The organism is Aquamicrobium terrae (assembly GCF_052978165.1).
This window is the reverse complement of sequence record NZ_JBRKLZ010000001.1, coordinates 753,991-771,283: the sequence shown is the minus strand read 5'-3', so window position 1 is coordinate 771,283 and position 17,293 is coordinate 753,991. Positions and strand designations below refer to the sequence as shown.

7 protein-coding genes are annotated in these 17,293 nt (G+C 67.7%); 2 read left to right on the top strand and 5 right to left on the bottom strand.

Translation table 11 applies throughout. From position 1 onward, the window contains the following. Positions 1-6: 6 nt before the first annotated feature. From cysW to ACVCNR_RS03880, 5 genes are all read right to left on the bottom strand, one after another. On the bottom strand, positions 7-888 hold the full coding sequence (gene cysW, locus ACVCNR_RS03900) for a sulfate ABC transporter permease subunit CysW (RefSeq protein WP_354191948.1): 882 nt from the start codon (positions 886-888) through the stop codon (positions 7-9). Beyond that, positions 881-1,732, bottom strand: a complete 852-nt coding sequence (gene cysT / locus ACVCNR_RS03895) for a sulfate ABC transporter permease subunit CysT (RefSeq protein WP_354191949.1) — start codon at positions 1,730-1,732, stop codon at positions 881-883. The genes cysW and cysT overlap by 8 nt, the downstream gene beginning before the upstream one ends. Before the next feature lie 112 nt (positions 1,733-1,844). Next, complete coding sequence (locus ACVCNR_RS03890; RefSeq protein ID WP_354191950.1) at positions 1,845-2,873, bottom strand: sulfate ABC transporter substrate-binding protein; 1,029 nt, start codon at positions 2,871-2,873, stop codon at positions 1,845-1,847. 158 nt (positions 2,874-3,031) lie between these two features. Next, positions 3,032-5,089: a penicillin-binding protein 1C gene (gene pbpC, locus ACVCNR_RS03885; RefSeq protein ID WP_447073881.1), complete on the bottom strand. Its 2,058-nt coding sequence runs from the start codon at positions 5,087-5,089 to the stop codon at positions 3,032-3,034. A gap of 155 nt (positions 5,090-5,244) precedes the next feature. Continuing rightward, positions 5,245-10,713 (bottom strand): alpha-2-macroglobulin family protein, encoded by a 5,469-nt coding sequence (locus tag ACVCNR_RS03880; RefSeq protein ID WP_447073880.1) that lies wholly within the window; start codon positions 10,711-10,713, stop codon positions 5,245-5,247. 288 nt (positions 10,714-11,001) lie between these two features. On the opposite strand from ACVCNR_RS03880, the gene ACVCNR_RS03875 reads away from it, so the two are divergent. Together ACVCNR_RS03875 and ACVCNR_RS03870 are read left to right on the top strand one after the other, a co-directional pair. Continuing rightward, the gene (locus ACVCNR_RS03875; RefSeq protein WP_447073879.1) at positions 11,002-12,906 is read left to right on the top strand and encodes an autotransporter assembly complex protein TamA; all 1,905 of its coding nucleotides are present in this window, start codon (positions 11,002-11,004) and stop codon (positions 12,904-12,906) included. A 25-nt stretch (positions 12,907-12,931) separates the two neighbouring features. Then, positions 12,932-17,110, top strand: coding sequence for a translocation/assembly module TamB domain-containing protein (locus tag ACVCNR_RS03870; RefSeq protein ID WP_447073878.1), 4,179 nt, complete (start codon positions 12,932-12,934; stop codon positions 17,108-17,110). Positions 17,111-17,293: the final 183 nt, after the last annotated feature.

Below are 17,293 nucleotides of genomic sequence, written 5' to 3'. Positions count from 1 at the left end.
ATCCTGTCAGTGCCCGCGGGTCGCGGCGATTTCGGCGCCGTAGCGCATTTCAAGGAGGGTTTTCAGCGCCAGCGTCACCAGCGCCAGGCCGGCCAGCAGCGAGGCGACGGCGAAGGCGCCCGAGGCGTTGTAGTCGTTGTAGAGGATCTCGACATGCAGCGGCATGGTGTTGGTCTGGCCCCTGATGTGGCCGGACACCACCGACACCGCGCCGAACTCGCCCATGGCGCGGGCGTTGCACAGCAGCACGCCGTAGAGCAGGCCCCATTTGACGTTGGGCAGCGTCACATACCAGAAGGTCTGCCAGCCGCTGGCGCCCAGCGAGATGGCGGCTTCCTCGTCCTTGGTGCCCTGTTCCTGCATCAAGGGGATCAGTTCGCGCGCCACAAAGGGGAAGGTGACGAAGATCGTTGCCAGGACGATGCCGGGCACGGCGAACAGGATCTCGATGCCGTGCGACTTCAGCCACGGTCCGAGCACGCTCTGCGCGCCGAACAGGAGCACGTAGACGAGGCCGGAAATGACCGGCGAGACGGAGAAGGGCAGGTCGACCAGCGTGGTGAGGAACGCCTTGCCCTTGAATTCGTATTTGGCGATGGCCCAGGCCATGGCGACGCCGAAGACGAGGTTGAGCGGCACCGAGATGGCCGCCACCAGAAGGGTGAGGCGGATGGCCGAAAGCGTGTCGCGCTCGCCCAGCGTCGAGATGTAGAAGCCGATGCCCCTCTTGAAGGCTTCCATGAACACCAGCACCAGCGGCAGGAACAGGAAGACACCGAGGAAGACCATGGCGATCGCCATCAGCACCCAGCGCGCCGGGCGCGATTCCGTGATGCCGGCGCCGGCCGAGGGAGCCGCTTCGGCGGCGAACACGACGGGATCAGCCATAGCGCTTGCGGCTCCAGGATTGCAGCATGTTGATGACGAGAAGCATGGCGAAGGAGATGATGAGCATCACCGCGGCGATGGCCGTGGCGGCCGGGTAATTGTATTCCTCGAGTCGGATGATGATGAGCAGCGGGGCGATCTCGGAGACATTCGGCAGGTTGCCGGCGATGAAGATCACCGAGCCGTATTCGCCGACGCCACGTGCGAAGGCGAGCGCGAAACCGGTGACGATGGCCGGCGCCAGCCCCGGAAACAGCACGCGGGTGATGGTCTGGAACCGGCTGGCGCCGAGCGTCGCGGCGGCTTCCTCGACCTCGCGATCGATCTCTTCCATCACCGGCTGTACGGTGCGCACCACGAAGGGCAGGCCGATGAAGACCAAGGCGATGACGATGCCGAGCGGCGTGTACGCGACTTTGATGCCAAGGGGGCCGAGCAGGGCGCCGATCCAGCCGTTGGGGGCGTAGAGCGTGGTCAGCGCGATGCCGGCCACGGCGGTCGGCAGCGCGAAGGGCAGGTCGACCATGGCGTCGACGATGCGCCTTCCGGGAAACCGGTAGCGCACCAGCACCCAGGCGACCACGGTGCCGAACACGACATTGACCGCCGCCGCCGCCAGCGCCGTGCCGAAGCTGATCTTGAGGGCGTTGACGGTGCGCGGATCGGTGACGAGAGCCCAGAATTGCGGCCAGCCGAGAGAAGCCGAGCGCCAGGCGAGACCCGAGAGCGGGATGAGGATGATGAGGGTGAGGTAGGCAAGTGAAAGGCCGAGCGTCAGTCCGAAACCCGGAATGACGCTCGGCTGCCTGAATCGCCACCCCGCATTGGCGGGTACTGCGGTCATGTCGCCCCTTGTCTGTTAAAGCGCGCCGCGATCTGGCCGCGCCTTCTTCGTATCTGATCGCATGTCTGCCTCCCGAAACCGGCTTCCCGCTTCGGGAGGCATGCCGTGGCGCTTATTGCGCCGGTTTGTAGATCTGGTCGAATATCCCGCCATCGGCGAAATGGTAAGGTTGTGCTTTCTTCCAGCCGCCGAAAATGGGGTCATCTATTCCAATCAGCTCGACTTTCGGGAAAATATTTCTTTCTTCCTCCGGTACGAGGTCCGGTTTCGAAGGCCTGTAGAAGTTCTTTGTCGCGATCCGCTGGCCTTCCTCGGAGTACAGATATTGCAGATAGGCCTCGGCGACCTTGCGGGTGCCCTTGGCGTCGACATTGGCGTCGACGATCGCCACCGGCGGTTCCGCCAGGATGGATTGCGAGGGGATGACCGTCTCGAAGGCGTCTTCGCCATATTCCTTCTTGGCGAGGAAGGCCTCGTTCTCCCAGGACAGGAAGACGTCGCCGATCTTGCGTTCAGTGAAGGTCAGGAGCGAGCCGCGCGCGCCGGTGTCGAGAATGGGAACGCGGCGGAAAAGCTCGCTGATATATTCCTTGATCTTCTCCTCGTCGCCGCCGAACTGGTGATGCGCCCAGCCCCAGGCGGCGAGATAGTTCCAGCGCGCGCCGCCGGAGGTCTTGGGGTTGGGGGTGATGACCTGGACGTCGCCCTTGACGAGATCGCCCCAGTCCTTGATGCCCTTCGGATTGCCCTTGCGCACCAGAAGCACGATGGTCGAGGTATAGGGGGCGGAATTGTTGTCGAAATGCTGGCGCCAGTCGGGCTTGATCTTCTTGGACGTTTCGGCGATGGCGTCGATATCGCTTTCGAGCGCCAGCGTCACCACGTCGGCATCGATGCCGTCGATCACCGAGCGGGCCTGCTTGCCGGAGCCGCCATGCGATTGCTGGATGGTCACCGTCTCGCCGGTTTCGGCCTTCCAGTGCCTGGCGAAGGCGTCGTTGAACTCCTTGTACAGCTCACGGGTCGGGTCGTAGGAAACATTGAGGATCGTCGTATCCGCCAGCGCGAAGCCCAAAGTGCCGAATTGCACGGAGCCCGCGATGAGTATGCCGAGCAGGGTAGTTTTACGGAATTGGCTCATGTCAGCCTCCTGTTCACACCACTTTACTCTACTGAATTGGTAGAAATTGGATGCGCAGGCCGTTGCCTTTTTCGGGCCTCTACAGAAAACTCCTGCCCGATCGAAGGCGCAATCGGAAAATTCTTCTCTTTTCGAGGTGAGTGCGCTCGAGGGGCGTCCTATTCGACGAACACGCTGACGCTGGCCGCGCGGCCGGCCGCGTCGATGACGGTCAAGGTGGAGGTTCCGGCCCCGTCCGGTTGCCAGGTGGCGGTGCGGCGGCGGTCCTGACCTTCCAGCGGCCTGCCGTTGGCGAGCCAGCGGAAGGGCGCACGGCCGCCCTGAAGTTTCAGCACCAGCGGGGTGGCGGCGCTGGACGAGGTGCCGAGATCGACGCGGGCCCCATCCGGCGGAAAGACGATGCGCGGTGCGGGTTCCACCGGGCCGGCGGCGGCAAGGGTGTCCGTGCCGAAGCGGGCCAGCGTCACGGGCAGGTCCTCGCGCCGCATATGGCGGGTGCCGGGCGGCGCGGATGGAAACGGCACGGCGGCAAGGCCGGAGCGGGCGAAGCCTTCGAAGACGATGGGCGCGGCCGACACATAGCCGGACAGGCCCGGAATGGCCGCCGCGTCGGCGCGGCCGACCCAGACGCCCAGCACGTAACGGCCGTCATAGCCGACCGTCCATGCATCGCGGTAACCGTAGGAGGTGCCGGTCTTGTAGGCGATGCCGCGCCGGGATGCCCCCTGCGGCGGGCGGACGCCGGAGAGAATGTCGGTGACCTGCCAGTTGGCCTGCGGATCGAGCAGCGTCGCGCCGGAGGGCGTGGCGGAAGCGGGTTCGGTGCCGTCCCGCAGGCGGTGGACCTTGCCGCCATTGGCGAGCCCGGCATAGAGCTGGACGAGATCGCGCAGCGTGATGCCGGCGCCGCCGAGGCCGATGGCGAGGCCGGGCGGCTCGTTCGGCGGCAGCACCAGCGACACCCCGGCGTTGCGCAGCCGCGCGGCGAGCCTTGCCGGGCCGACCGCATCGAGGACGCGCACGGCCGGCACATTGAGCGACAGTTGCAGGGCGGTGCGGATGCTGACATCGCCCTGATAGCCCATGTCGAAATTCTTCGGCCGGTAGCCGGAGAAATCGGCGGGGCTGTCCGAGATCAGCATTTCCTGCGCCACCAGCCCCTGCTCGAAGGCGAGGCCGTAGATGAAGGGCTTCAGCGTCGAGCCCGGCGAGCGCAGCACGCGGGTCATGTCGATCCAGCCGGAGCGGGCGGAATCGGTGAAGCCGGCCGATCCGACCTCGCCCAGTATCTCGCCGGTGCGGGAATCGGCCATGACCATGGCGACCGAGAGCTTCGGCCCGAGTCGTGCCGCCGCCTCGCGGGCAACCGCTTCCAGCCCCTGCTGCACGCGGCGGCTGATGGTGAGGCGAGGGGGCTCGTCGCCGGTGCGCAGGGCGCGCAGCGTGGCGTGGGCGGCGAAGGAGGGCATGGCGCGGCGATAGGAGGGGACGTCCTCCAGTGCCGCGCGGGCGGCTTCGCGTTCGCCGAGCAGGCCGGCGCTGACCATGCGCTCCAGCACCCGGTCGCGCGCGACGCGGGCGGCTTGCGCGTTGCGGTCGGGCCGGCGCTTCTCGGGCAGTTGCGGCAGGGCGACCAGCAGCGCGCTTTCGGAGACGGTCAGGCGCGAAGGCTCCTTGCCGAACCAGGCGAGCGATGCGGCGCGCAGCCCTTCCAGATTACCGCCATAGGGGGCGAGGGTGAGATAATGTTGAAGGATCTCGCGCTTCGACAGCCGCCGCTCGATCTGCGCGGCGCGGGCGATCTGGCGCAGCTTGGCGGCGATGCTGCGGCTGGTGCGGGGCTCGATGAGGCGGGCGAGCTGCATGGACAGCGTTGAGCCGCCCGAGACGATACGGCCGCTGCCGGCGAATTGCAGGGCGGCGCGTCCGAGCGCCAGAAGATCGATGCCGCTGTGGTCCCAGAAGCGCTTGTCCTCGTAGGCGACCAGCATGTCGAGGAAGGCCGGGTCGATGCGGTCGAGCGACGCGCCGAAGCGCCAGTATCCGTCCGGCGTGGCGAAGGCGCGCAGCATTTGCCCGTCGCGGTCGAGCACTTCGGCGGAGAGCACCGGCTTTTCCGGTAGGGGCGGCGGGTAGGCGCGGTCGAGGGCGAACAGGGAAGCGGCGCCGATGGCGGCGAGCGCTGCGGCCGCGATGGCTGATCTGCGCAGGGACATTGATTGCCAACGCATCGCCGCCCCTCATCCCCCTGCCGGGACCTTCTCCCCGTGCACGGGGAAAAGGCGGCTGGCCGCGACGTCAACGCCCCCTCTCCCCGCGAGCGGGGAGAGGGTAAGGGTGAGGGGCAGTGCGATCGTCACGTCGGGAACTCCTACGGTGCCTTCACCTCCATCATGCCCGTAGCGGTGCGGGCCGAATATTGGGGCCGGTACATATCCTCGACGCTGGCGGCCGGATGGGCGTAGACGCCGGGGGTGACCGCCCGCACGACATAGGCCAGCGTGACTTCCCGGCTGCTGTTGCCGCCCGGATCGAAGGCGGCGACGAAGCGGTCGTCGCGGAATTCGAGATGCGCGGCGCTGGTGTCCGGCAGCCAGCCGAAATTGGCAAGCTGGGCGCTGGAGACGAGGCCCGGATTGTCGATCTCGAAGCCGGCCGGCAGGAGATCGGTGACCAGCATGCGGGTCGGCCAGTCGTTCTGCTGGTTGACCCGCAGCACCACCACATAGCGCTCGTTCTGCCCGGCCTCGGTCACGTTCGCCTCTTCCCCGTCGAGCGTGTAGTAGGTGCGCTCGATGGCGAAGCCGTCGCCGCCGGCCGGCAACGGCTGGGCGGGCGCGGCAATGGTGGTGACCACGGCATCGACCGCCTCCTTGCCGGCATTGGCGATGGTGAGCGGGCTGCGGACCAGGTCGGAGCCGTCGATCTCGCGGGCGAACGGGCCGTCATGGGCGGCGCCATCCACGGTGAGGGAGATGGCTTCGTTGCCCTCCTTCAAGCCGCGCGCGGCAAGCAGCATCCAGGCATTGTCCTGCGTGCTGGTCCAGGTGGCGGCGGCGCGCTCGCGGTTCACCAGGCTGACCAGTTCCGGCACCACGGACGGCGACGGCTTGCTGTCGGCGGCAAGCGCCAGCATGGCCGCCGCGTCGCGCAGCGGCGAGGCGTAGTCGGCGCGGTACTGGTTGAAGCCGGTGCTGTTGCGGGCAAGCTGGAAGGCGGCCTGGAAGGTCGCTTCCGAGCGCTGCGCGTCCCCATAAAGGGCGAGCGCGGCGGCAAGCTGCGCCACTGCCATCGGGCTGGAGAAGTCTTCCAGCTTGGTGTCGGCATAGTAGCGCAGGTCGCCCACCGAGGCCTTCTTGTTGCGGGCCAGCACATAGAGCGCATAGGCCATCTCGTTGCCGCGCTCCTGAACGTCCTGATCGTAGCCGAGGCTGTTTTGCAGGTTGGAGAGGGCTTGCGCGGCGGCGCGTTCGGGCACGTCGTAGCCCTGTTCGCGGGCGCGGGTCAGGAAGTCGGTGGCATAGGCGTCGAGCCACAGATCGCCCGATCCCGGCCCCCACAGGCCGAAGCCGCCGGTGGAGGACTGGTGGGCGATGACCCGGTAGATCGCCTCCTGCACACGCTCGCGCAGGCCGTCATCGACGGGGATGCCGAAACTCTGCGACAGGTCGTTGACGTAGAGCAGGGGCAGGGCGCGGCTGGTGGTCTGCTCGGTGCAGCCATAGGGATAGCGATCGAGCGCCAGAAGCAGCGACGGCACGTCGAGCGCGGCCGTGTGCAGGACGCCGACGCTGACGGAAGCGCCGGGCAGCAGGCTTGCCGCCAGCAATTCCTGATCGACGCGCAGCGATGCGCCGGGCTTGAGGTTCACCACCATGCGCGTGGTGACCGGAAGCTGCGCCGGGCGCACCGGCAGGAAAAGCACCTGCTCGGCCGAAGTGCCGTCGGCATGGGCAAGGCGCACGGTCAGCGAGGCGTCGCCCGGCTCGACCGCCATCAGCGGCACCTCGAAGCCGCGCCGTTCGCCGGCGCCGAGGGTGACGCTTGCCGGCACGCGGTCGTCGCCGATAGCGATGCCGCCGGCGGTCTCGATGGTCACGGCATAGTCGCCGGCCGGACCGTCCGTGTTGGCCACGTCGAGGCGCAGCGTGGAGGCGTCGCCCGGCGCGAGGAAGCGGGGCAGGCCGGCGGTGATGACGACCGGATCGCGCACGATCACGTCCTTCACGGCGTGGCCGACGGCTTCCTTGGTCCACGCGACGGCCATGACGCGCACCGTGCCGTTGAACTGCGGCAGGTCGAACGCGACCGCCGCCTTGCCCTCCGCATCGACCTCGACGATGCCGGAGAAGAAGGCGACCAGCTTTTCCTTGGGCGGGTTGCCCTGCGACTGCATAGCGGCGCCGTCGCCGCCGGTGCGCAGACGGCCGGCGGCTCCCAGCGAGCCGTCGATGAGGCGGCCGTAGAGGTCGCGCAGTTCAAGACCCATCATGCGCTGGCCGAAGAACCAGTCCTCGGGGTCGGGCGCCTTGTAGCTGGTGAGGTTGAGGATGCCGACATCGACGGCTGCGACCGTGACATAGGCCTTTTCGCCGGCGGCCATGCCGGAAACGCTAACGGGAATGGTGAGCGGCTGGCGCGGCTCGGTCTTTTCCGGCGGGGCGAGTGCGACGGCAAGCTTGCGCTCGGCCGGATCGACCTTCAGCCATTTGACGCCGATGGCGCGGGCGGGCATGCGCGATTGCTGCGCATCTCCGGGGCGGTAGAGCGTTGCGGTGACATAGGCACCGGCGCCCCAGTCCTCCCCGACCGGAATGTCGACGGTGCCCCCTTCGGCGGGGATGGAGGCCGAGACGGTTTTCAGCAGCCGGTCGGCGCCGACGGCGACCAGAAGCTCGCCGGCGAATTGCGGCGAGACCTTCAGCTTCGCCACCTCGCCGGGCGCATAGGTGTCCTTGTCGAGGGCGATTTCCAGTCCGTCCGGCGTTTCGGTGGAGGCGGCCTCGACATACCAGCCGGCATCGAATTCATAGCTGGTGGCGGGGCCGTCTGCGGCCGTGCTGGCCACTTCGAGGCGGTAGCGGCCCCACTCGACGGGCTGCGAGATGGCGACCTCGGCTCCGGCCTCGATGTCCACCGTGCCGTTGGCGACGGCGTGGGTGAAGGTCACCGGCTCGTAGTTCCACGAGCCGCCGTTGCGATACCACTGATAGTTCCGCTCGACCTTGACCAGAGACCAGCTCGCGCCCTGCAAGGCGGTGCGTTCGCCCTGGCTGTCGACGGCGATGAGGCTGAATTTCGCGGTGCCGCCTTGCGGCACTTCCGTGAAGTCGGGGCGGATGCCGATCATGTCGCCCTGCGGGCGCACGTGCAGGTCGAGCGCGCGTTCGACGGCGCGCCCGCCGGTTTCGCGCATGCGCACCGTCACCTTGGCGTTGACGAGCTGGGTGGTGGCGGGAAGCTGGTCGATGGCGACGGGGAAGGTGGCCTTGCCGTCCGTGCCGACCAGCGGCAGGTCGGTCAGCGGCGTGACGGAAGGCTCGCCGGCCTCCTCGTCGGCAAGGCCGAAGAAGAAGCCCTTGAAGCGGTCCCATTGCCGGGTCAGGACCAGCGTGCGCTCGCCCTCCAGCGCCAGCCCGGCGGCCGGGGCGCCGTACAGGAAGCGGCCGTCGACGGTGATCGTCGCGGTCTCGCCGGGCGCGATTTCGGTCTTGTCGGCGCTCAGGTCGAACTCGATGCGGTCCGGCACGAAATCCTCAACCAGGAACATCTGGCTGGCGACGGCCGGCTGTTTGGGATCGGTGTGGATGGCGACCGACCAGGTGCCGCGCATGGAGTTTGGCTCCAGCGGCAGGTCCACGGCATGGCCGCCGGCCGAAGCGCCCTCGGAGACGATGCGGCGATCCTCGACGCCGTCGGGGCGCGAGAAGACGAAGGTGAGCGGCAAATTGTCCACGGCGGTGGCGCTGCCGTCGCGGGCAAGGGCGGAGACGTGGACGGTCTCGCCGGCGCGGTAGATGCCGCGCTCGGTCCAGGCATAGACGTCGAGCGCGCCGGGTGCCGCGCGGCCTTCGACGCCGCGGTCGGACAGGTCGAAGCCGGCGCGGGCCATGTCGAGGAAGACGAAATCGCTGTCGCCCTGCTTGGCTGTCAGCACGGCCGGTACCAGGCCGCCTTCGCCGCGCGTGAGGCCGGGATTGAAGATGACGCGGCCTTCGTCATTGGTCCTGGCGGTGCCCAGCACTTCGTTGTTGCGGGCGAGCAGGGTGAGTTCCACGTCGGCAAGCGGCTTGGCGCTGGCCAGCGAGCGGGCGAAGACGGTGAGGCCGTCCTCGCCCGTATAGGTGGAAAGGCCGATGTCGGAGACGACGAACCATTGCGTGGCGCGCGAATTCCACGTCTCGCTGCGGTCGTCCACGGGCTGGGCGGTCAGCACATAGACACCGGGCTTGCGCTCGGGCAGCGCCTCGTCCACCGGGAAGGAGGTGGTCACTTCCTTGTTGAGCTGGTCCTCGATCTCCAGTCTGCCTTCCCAGACCGGCTCGCCCATCTGGTCGGCGATGTTGGAAATGTCGTAGCCGTCGAGCTGGCGCAGGAACTGGTAGCCGGACAGCAACTGGGTCAGGGCCCGGTCGCCGATGCGGTAGAGCTTCATGTCGGCCGCCGCCATGTTGACGGTGACGACCGGGATGCCGCGCCGCATGCCGGCGGGCAGGACGAAGCTGTCGCCGGTGAAGCGGGCGGAGGCGGCGCGGTCCTGAACGTAGATGGACAGCGTGACGGGCGCGGCGAGCACCTCGCCGATGGCTGCCGGCAGGCCGGCGCGGAAGGTGACCTCGTAGGAGCGGCCATGGGCAAGGCCCTCGACGCAGATCTGCTTTTCCGTGGCCTCGATGCCGGCGGGCGCGGCCCCGTCGACCCGCACGAACTGGGCATAATCGACGCCGGTGCGTACGAGATCCTCGGAGAATTGGGCGCAGATGCGCGGCGCGGCGGTGTCGGCGTCGATGGAATGATCGACGATGCGGAAGCCCTTGCGCGCCTTGAGATCCTCGTAGGTGGCGCGCACCGAAGCCGAATTGACCAGCGCCAGGCTGGCCTCATAGGCCTGCAGGGCAGGGCGATAGAGCTCGCGCGCGTCGAGTGCCGCGCCGAGCTGGGCCAGCACGTCGGCGCGGGTGGCGGCGGTGCGCGAAAGATCGTAGGCGTTGAGCGCCGCCGAGGTGGCGCTGGTGCGCAGCGTCGTGGTTTCCGTGCGGTCGTTGGGGCTGGCGGCGAGCGTGGCGCGGGCAAGCTCCAGCCACAGCGCCCCGTCCTGCGGCATGGCGGAAACCGCCGCCTCGTATTTCTGCATGGCGGAGCGCTGGTCGCCGTTCCGGGCGGCAGCGGCGGCGTCCTCAATCAGGCCGCCGAGGCCCTGCGTGGGCTTCGGGTAGTTCGGGCCGGTCAGCGTGTTGCGGTATTGCGCGGCCTGGTCCTTCACCCAGGCCGGTACATAGGCGAGTTCCGGCGGCGCGCCGATGTCGGGATCGGCGTCGAGCGTCACGACCTTGCCGGCGGTGGCCCCCGCAAAGGGCTTCAGCTCATTGAAATCCGACTTGAGGAAGCACCATTTCGCCTTGTTGTTGTAGGTGAAGGCGCGGCAGGCCGAATCGCCGAGGCAGGCGGACGAGCACTGGTCGAGCGTCACGTTCTGCTCGGACCGCAGGTCGAAGCCGAAATAGTCGGCGTTTTCCGTCGTGGCGATGCGGCGCGCCTCCTGCGCATGGGCGGCTATTCCCAGCGTCGTCACCAATATGAGAACGGCTGCCGCAAGGGTCTGGAACGCGCGCATTGTCATGATACCTCTCCGAAGGTCGGGGCACTCAGCTTTCGGCGATCGGCAGGGCTTGTCAATCTGGTGAACGCCTCGTGATCGACGTAACGGTTTCATTTCGGGCCATTCGCCGCTATTCAGCCTAAATGCATGATCACGCATTCTTGCCGAAGGAGGAAAGGATTGAATTTCAACCTGACGCTCTTCTGGCACAAGCGGGCGTTGTGTAATTCAGCGAAAGGTTCGGAATTTCAGTCGAATTTTAACTTTGTTCGTTAAGTTGGCAGGATGCGGCGTGATATAGGGCACAGCTTGGACAGGCCGGCGGCGGGGCTTTCCCTGCCGCGTGCGCTGTTGCTCGCGCTGCTCGTCACCTCCGCCATGACCGCCGCGCCGCAGCCGGCGGCGGCATTCGAACTGTTCGGAATCAAGCTTTGGGGCTCGTCCGACGACGAGGACGCCGACATCGTCGACCCGATGACCTATACGGTCACCATCAACGTTCCGGACGACTATCCCGATCTGAAGGACAGGCTGGAGGCGGCTTCCGCGCTCAAGACCGACGAGGACCGTCCGGTTTCCGGCTCGCTCGGCCTGATGGCCAAGGCGCGCGGCGACCGCGAGCAGCTTGTGGCCGCGCTCTATACCGATGCCCGCTACGAGGGCGTCGTCAATGTGTCGATCGACGGCCGTTCCATCGACGACCTGCCGCCCGATGCCGAATTCACCGGTCCGCAGCCGGTGCCGGTGGTGATCGACGTCACGCCGGGGCCGAAGTTCACGCTTGGCGATATCCGCCTGGCGGGCGACGCGGCCGGGCTTGCCAGCGCCGATTTCGGCCTGATCTCGGGCGGCGACGCCGGCTCGGGCGCCATCCTCAAGGCCGAGGCGCTGATCGTGCGCGCGCTGAAGGAGGATGGGCGGCCGCTGGCCGAGATCACCGACCGCGAGATCGTCGCCGACCACAACACCACCACGCTCGACGTGACGCTGACCGTGAAGGCCGGGCCGGTGGCCGGCTATGGCGCGACGACGGTGGAAGGCACCGAGCAGGTGGACCGCGAGTTCACCGAATACATGACCGGCCTGAAGCGCGGCGCGCGCTATTCGCCCAAGGACATCGACGACGCCCGCGACAGGCTGCTGGGCCTCGAGGTGTTCAACAGCGTGACGGTGCGCGAGGCCGGCGCGCTGGACGGCGAGGGCAATATCCCGATCGAGGTGCAGGTGACCGAGCGCAAACCGCGTTATTTCGGCATCGGCGGCACGGTCTCCAACACCGAGGGGCTGGGCCTCGAAGGCTATTGGGGCCATCGCAACCTGTTCGGCCGGGCTGAAAAGCTGCGGTTCGACGGCTCGATCAGCGGCATCGGCTCCAACGATATCTCGAAGCTGAACTACAATGCGGGCGTGATGTTCGAGAAGCCGGGCGTTGTCGGCCCCGCCTCGAAGTTCTTCGCCAACCTCAGGACGGTCTACGAGCATCCGGATGCCTATGACCGCTTCTCGGTCAAGGGCGGAGTGGGCCTGTCCTACCAGCTCGACAAGCAGCAGACCGTTTCGGCCGAACTGTCGCTCGACTATTCGAAGATCACCGACAGCTTCGGCAAGAACGAATATCTGATCGCCTCGGTGCCGCTGCAATATGTCTTCGACAACCGCGACGATCGGCTCAACCCGACCAGCGGCTTCCGGGTCCTCGCCTTCGTCGAGCCGAGCTACGACACGCTCAACAACAAGGCCTTCATCAAGCTCCGGGGCGAAGGCTCGGCCTATTACGCGCCAGCGGAGAGCAACCGCTTCGTGCTGGCAGGCCGCGTCGCCGCGGGTTCCATCCTGGGGGCCGGCCTCACCAACGTACCTGCCGACCGCCGCTTCTATGCGGGCGGGGGCGGTTCGGTGCGCGGCTATTCCTATCAGGGCATCGGGCCGAAGGATGCAGACGGCAAGCCGATCGGCGGGCTTTCCTACTTCGAGACGTCGGCGGAACTGCGCGTCGCGGTCACCGAAACCATCGGCATCGTGCCCTTTGTCGATGCCGGCACGGTTTCGACGAAACAGTTCCCGGAATTTTCCGATCTGAAGGTGGGCGCGGGCGTGGGCCTGCGCTATCTAACGCCTTTCGGGCCGCTTCGGGTCGATGCCGCGGTGCCGCTCAACCGCGACCCGGGCGATCCGCGATTCGGCATCTATGCCGGAATCGGGCAATCATTCTGACGCGGCAGGACGGCAGGCGAAGGGCATGAAGATTGCAAAGCGGATCATGCGCGTTCTGTTCTATGCGGTGCTCGTCGCCGTGGCAGGGCTCGCCGGCGCGGCGGTGGTGCTGACCACCACCGAGCGCGGCCGCGACAATCTCGCCGGCCTGATCTCCAGCATGGCCTCTTCCGACGACGCCAAGGTTACCGTCCGCGGCATCGACGGCATCTGGTCGGGCAATCTCAGGGTCGACCATGTGGTGCTGGAGGACCGCGAGGGGCCGTGGCTGGTGCTGCGTGAGGTGGCGGTCGACTGGTCGCCTTTCGCCCTGCTTTCGCGCACCTTCCTGGCCGACCGGGTCGCGGTGGGGCGCATCGAGGCGGCCCGCGCGCCGGTGTCCGACCCGCAGGAGAAGCCGCGCACCGGCGGCGGGTTCTCGCTGCCCGTGTCCGTGGACATCCGCGACATCGACTTGCCGCAGATCGCGCTCGGTGAAGCGCTGGCGGGTGCCGGCGTCGCCGAGCTTGCCGCCGAAGGCCAGGTGCGGGCGGAGCGCGCGCCGCTGGCCATCGAGGCCGAGCTGTCGATGGAACGGCGCGACGGCCATGACGGCACGGTTTCGGCACTGGTGCATTTCCTGCCCGAGGACAACCGCCTGGATCTCGATGTGCAGGCCGCCGAGCCGGCAGGCGGCATCATCGCCAACCTGCTCCAGCTTCCCGACGCCCCGCCGGTCAACGTCTCGATTTCCGGCAACGGGCCGCTGGCCGACTGGACCGGGCGCGGCACCTTCCATGTCGGCGGCCAGCTGATCGCCGAAGTTTCCGGCCACCACGCCTTCATCGACGGGGGCAGCCGGGTGGAATTGCGCGGCGACGGCGATTTTGCCCGCTTCGTGCCGGCGCGGCTGCAATCCCTGCTCGCCGGCCGCACCCGGTTCGAGCTGGCGGGCAGCCGCCATGCCGAGCGCGGCATCACCGTCGAGACCGCGACGGTCGACACTTCCGTGCTGCGCGGCGTGGCCAAAGGCAGCATCAATCCGGCCGGCGCGACGGACTTTTCGCTCGAATTCAGCTCCGCCGGGCCGACGGTTCCGCTCGGCCTCGGCAGCGAGGAAAGCCCCATCGACCTCGAACTGAAGTCGGCCTCGCTGCGCGCCTTCGGCGAGGGCAAGGCGCCGGCGGTCGATATCGCGGCGAATCTGGCGAGCGTGGCCACAAGGGACATGCGCGTCGACAATATCGCGCTGGCGCTGCATTCCGACGGCTTCGACATCGAGAACCGCAGCGGCCCGATTTCCGGCACGGCCAGCGCCGACAAGATCGGGCTCGACAACCCCACCATCGCCCCGCTGATCGCCGGCCGCATTACCGCGCTGATCGAGGGCGACATCACCAAAGACACCATCACCATAGGCAAGGGCGAGATCGCCAGCGAGGCGCTGAAAGGCGGCTTCGACGGCCAGGTTTCGCTGGCCGACGGTTCGATCGAGCTGAACGTGAAGGCGGATGCCGCTTCGGCGGCTCTTCCGGCTTCGGCGCGCCCGGCGCTCGGTGAGCGGACGACGCTTTCGGTGGCCGTGCGCCGCGACAGCAACGGCAATGTCACCGCCGACAGGCTGGAGCTCCTGTCCGGCCCGCTGTCGGCCCAGGGCAAGGCGAGCCTGACGGATGGCACCGTCGCGGCCGAACTGAACGGCGCGCTGGCCGAGATCGCGCCCTTCGCCAAGGACGCCAGCGGCGCCATCGCGCTTGCCCTCAAGGCCAGCGGGCCACTGCTCGGCCCCGATGTCGCGGTGACCGTCACCAGCGACAAGCTCGTGGTGGCCGACCGCGAGATCACCGGGTTGAAGCTCGACGCGACCGCCAAGGCCGATGTCGCCAACCCCGCCGCCGACGTGACGCTGGCCGGCAATGTCGCCGGCGAGGCCCTGCAAGGCAAGGCGACGCTCAAGACGGAGGGCGGGCAGAAACGCATCGACGGGCTGACGCTGTCGCTGGGCGAGAACCGCATCGCCGGCGATCTGGTGCTCGACGAGAAATTCCTGCCCGAAGGGCGGATCGGCTTTGAATTGCCCGATCTCGGCCCTCTGGCGGCTCTCGCGCTGGAAAAGATCGAGGGCGCGCTGAACGGCAGCGTCGTCTTCTCCAAGCAGGATGGCGTGCCGCACATGGCGGTGAAGGCGGCCACGCAAAGCCTGACACGCGGCGACCTCAACGCCCGCAATGTGAACGTCGATGCGCAGATCGCCAATTACGCCGAGACGCCGGCCATCTCGGGCACCGTCAAGGCCGAGGGAGTGACCTCCGGCGGCACGGCCGTCACCGGCATCGACATCGACCTGAAGCAGGACGGCGAGTGGACGGCCTTCTCGGGCGGGGCGACCGTGAAGGACATCCCCGCCAGCGCGGCTGGCCGCGTCAAGGTTGCCGGCGGCGCCACGACGGTGGAGCTGAACTCCGGGCAGGCGACGTTCCAGGGCGCGCGGGCGACCATAGCCGAACCCTCGACCATCGTCATCAAGGATGGGCGCACGGCGCTGGAGCGGCTGGTGATCGGCATCGGCAGCGGACGGGCCATCGTGTCCGGTTCGGTGGCCGACGCGCTCGACATCAAGGCCGATCTGGCTTCCGTGCCGATCTCGGTGGCCAACAATTTCGCCGCCGGGCTCGACGCGGCGGGCAGCATTTCGGGCACGGTGAACGTCACCGGCCCGACCTCCGCGCCCGCGGTGAAGTACGACATCAAGGCAAGCGGCGTGGAACTGGCGCAGACCCGCAGCGCGGGCCTTGGTGGCATCGGTATCGATTCTTCCGGCACCTTCGCCGCCAACCGCCTCAACTTCACCTCGACCATCACAGAGGGCTCGGGCCTGCGGCTTCAGGGCGGCGGCGCGGTGACCACGCAGGGCACGCCGAACCTGTCGCTGGATTTCAACGGCAACGTGCCGTTCGCCTTCCTCAACCGCAAGATCGCCGAGCAGGGCCTGTCGCTCACCGGCACGGCCGCCGTCGCGGTGCAGGTGCGCGGCCCGGCATCCGCGCCGGTCATCAGCGGCACGGTGCGGTCGAGCGGCGCGCGCTTCGTGGCCGCGCAGGCTGGCCTCGCCGTCAACGACATCGCGCTCGACGTTTCGATGGGCAACGGCGTCGCCACCATCAACAGGTTGTCCGGCACGCTCTCCTCCGGCGGCACGCTGACGGTGGGCGGCACGGTGGGCATCGACCCCAATTCAGGCTTCCCGGCCGACATCAGCATCAGGCTGGCCGACGGACGCTATACCGACGGGCGCATCGTCACCGCCAATCTGAGCGGCGACCTGGCGGTGAAGGGACAGCTCACTGCCTCGCCGGTGCTTTCGGGCACCATCAACCTGGCGCGCACGGTCATCACCGTGCCGACCAAGCTGCCCAGCTCGCTTTCCGAACTCAATGTGCAGCACAAAAATGCGCCCAGCGCGGTGCGCCAGCAGGACCGGGCGCTGAACCCGCCGTCCAGCGGCGACGGCGGTGCGGGCGGGGGCATGAACCTCGACCTTACCGTCAACGCGCCCAATTCCATCTTCGTGCAGGGCAGGGGCGTCGATGCCGAGCTTGGCGGCAATATCCGCCTCACCGGTTCGGCCGCCTCGCCGCAGGCGGTGGGCAGCTTCACGCTGCGGCGCGGGCGGCTGGAAATCCTGGGCAAGCGGCTGAATTTCACCGAAGGCACGCTGACCTTCTCCGGATCGACCATCCCCTATCTGAACCTCGTCGCCGAATCGACGGCCTCCGACGCCACGGTGACGATCACCGTGAGCGGCGAGGCCACCAATCCGCGCTTCGTCTTCGCCTCGGTGCCGGCCCTGCCGGAAGACGAGGTGCTGGCCCGCCTGATCTTCGGCCGCTCCATGTCGAACCTGTCGCCATTGCAGATCGCCCAGCTTGCGGAAGCGGCGGCCCAGCTTGCCGGTGTCGGCGGCTCGACCTCGCTGCTGCAGAACCTGCGCAACGCCATCGGCGTCGACGATCTCGACGTCGTCACCGACGACAAGGGCGGCACCTCCGTGCAGGCCGGCAAATATCTGAACGACCGCACCTATGTGACGATCCAGAAGGGCGAGAAGCCGGGATCCGGCAAGGCGCGCATCGACCTCAATGTCGGGCGCGGCGTGAAGCTGCGCGGCGAGGCGAGCGATGCCGGCGAGGCCAAGGGCGGCATTTTCTACGAAAAGGAATATTAGGCGCAGGTTCTAACCGCCGCGCCATCCTGGACTATCCGGCAGAGTGACCGGGACGGTTCCGGCATGGATTCCCGAGACTTTGCGCTCCCTGCGGTCGCTGCAAAGTCGGGAATCCATGCAGCGGCGTTACTGGGTAGCCGCCAACCGGCCGGAATGGAACCCCGGCTCCCGCTGCGGGATGGC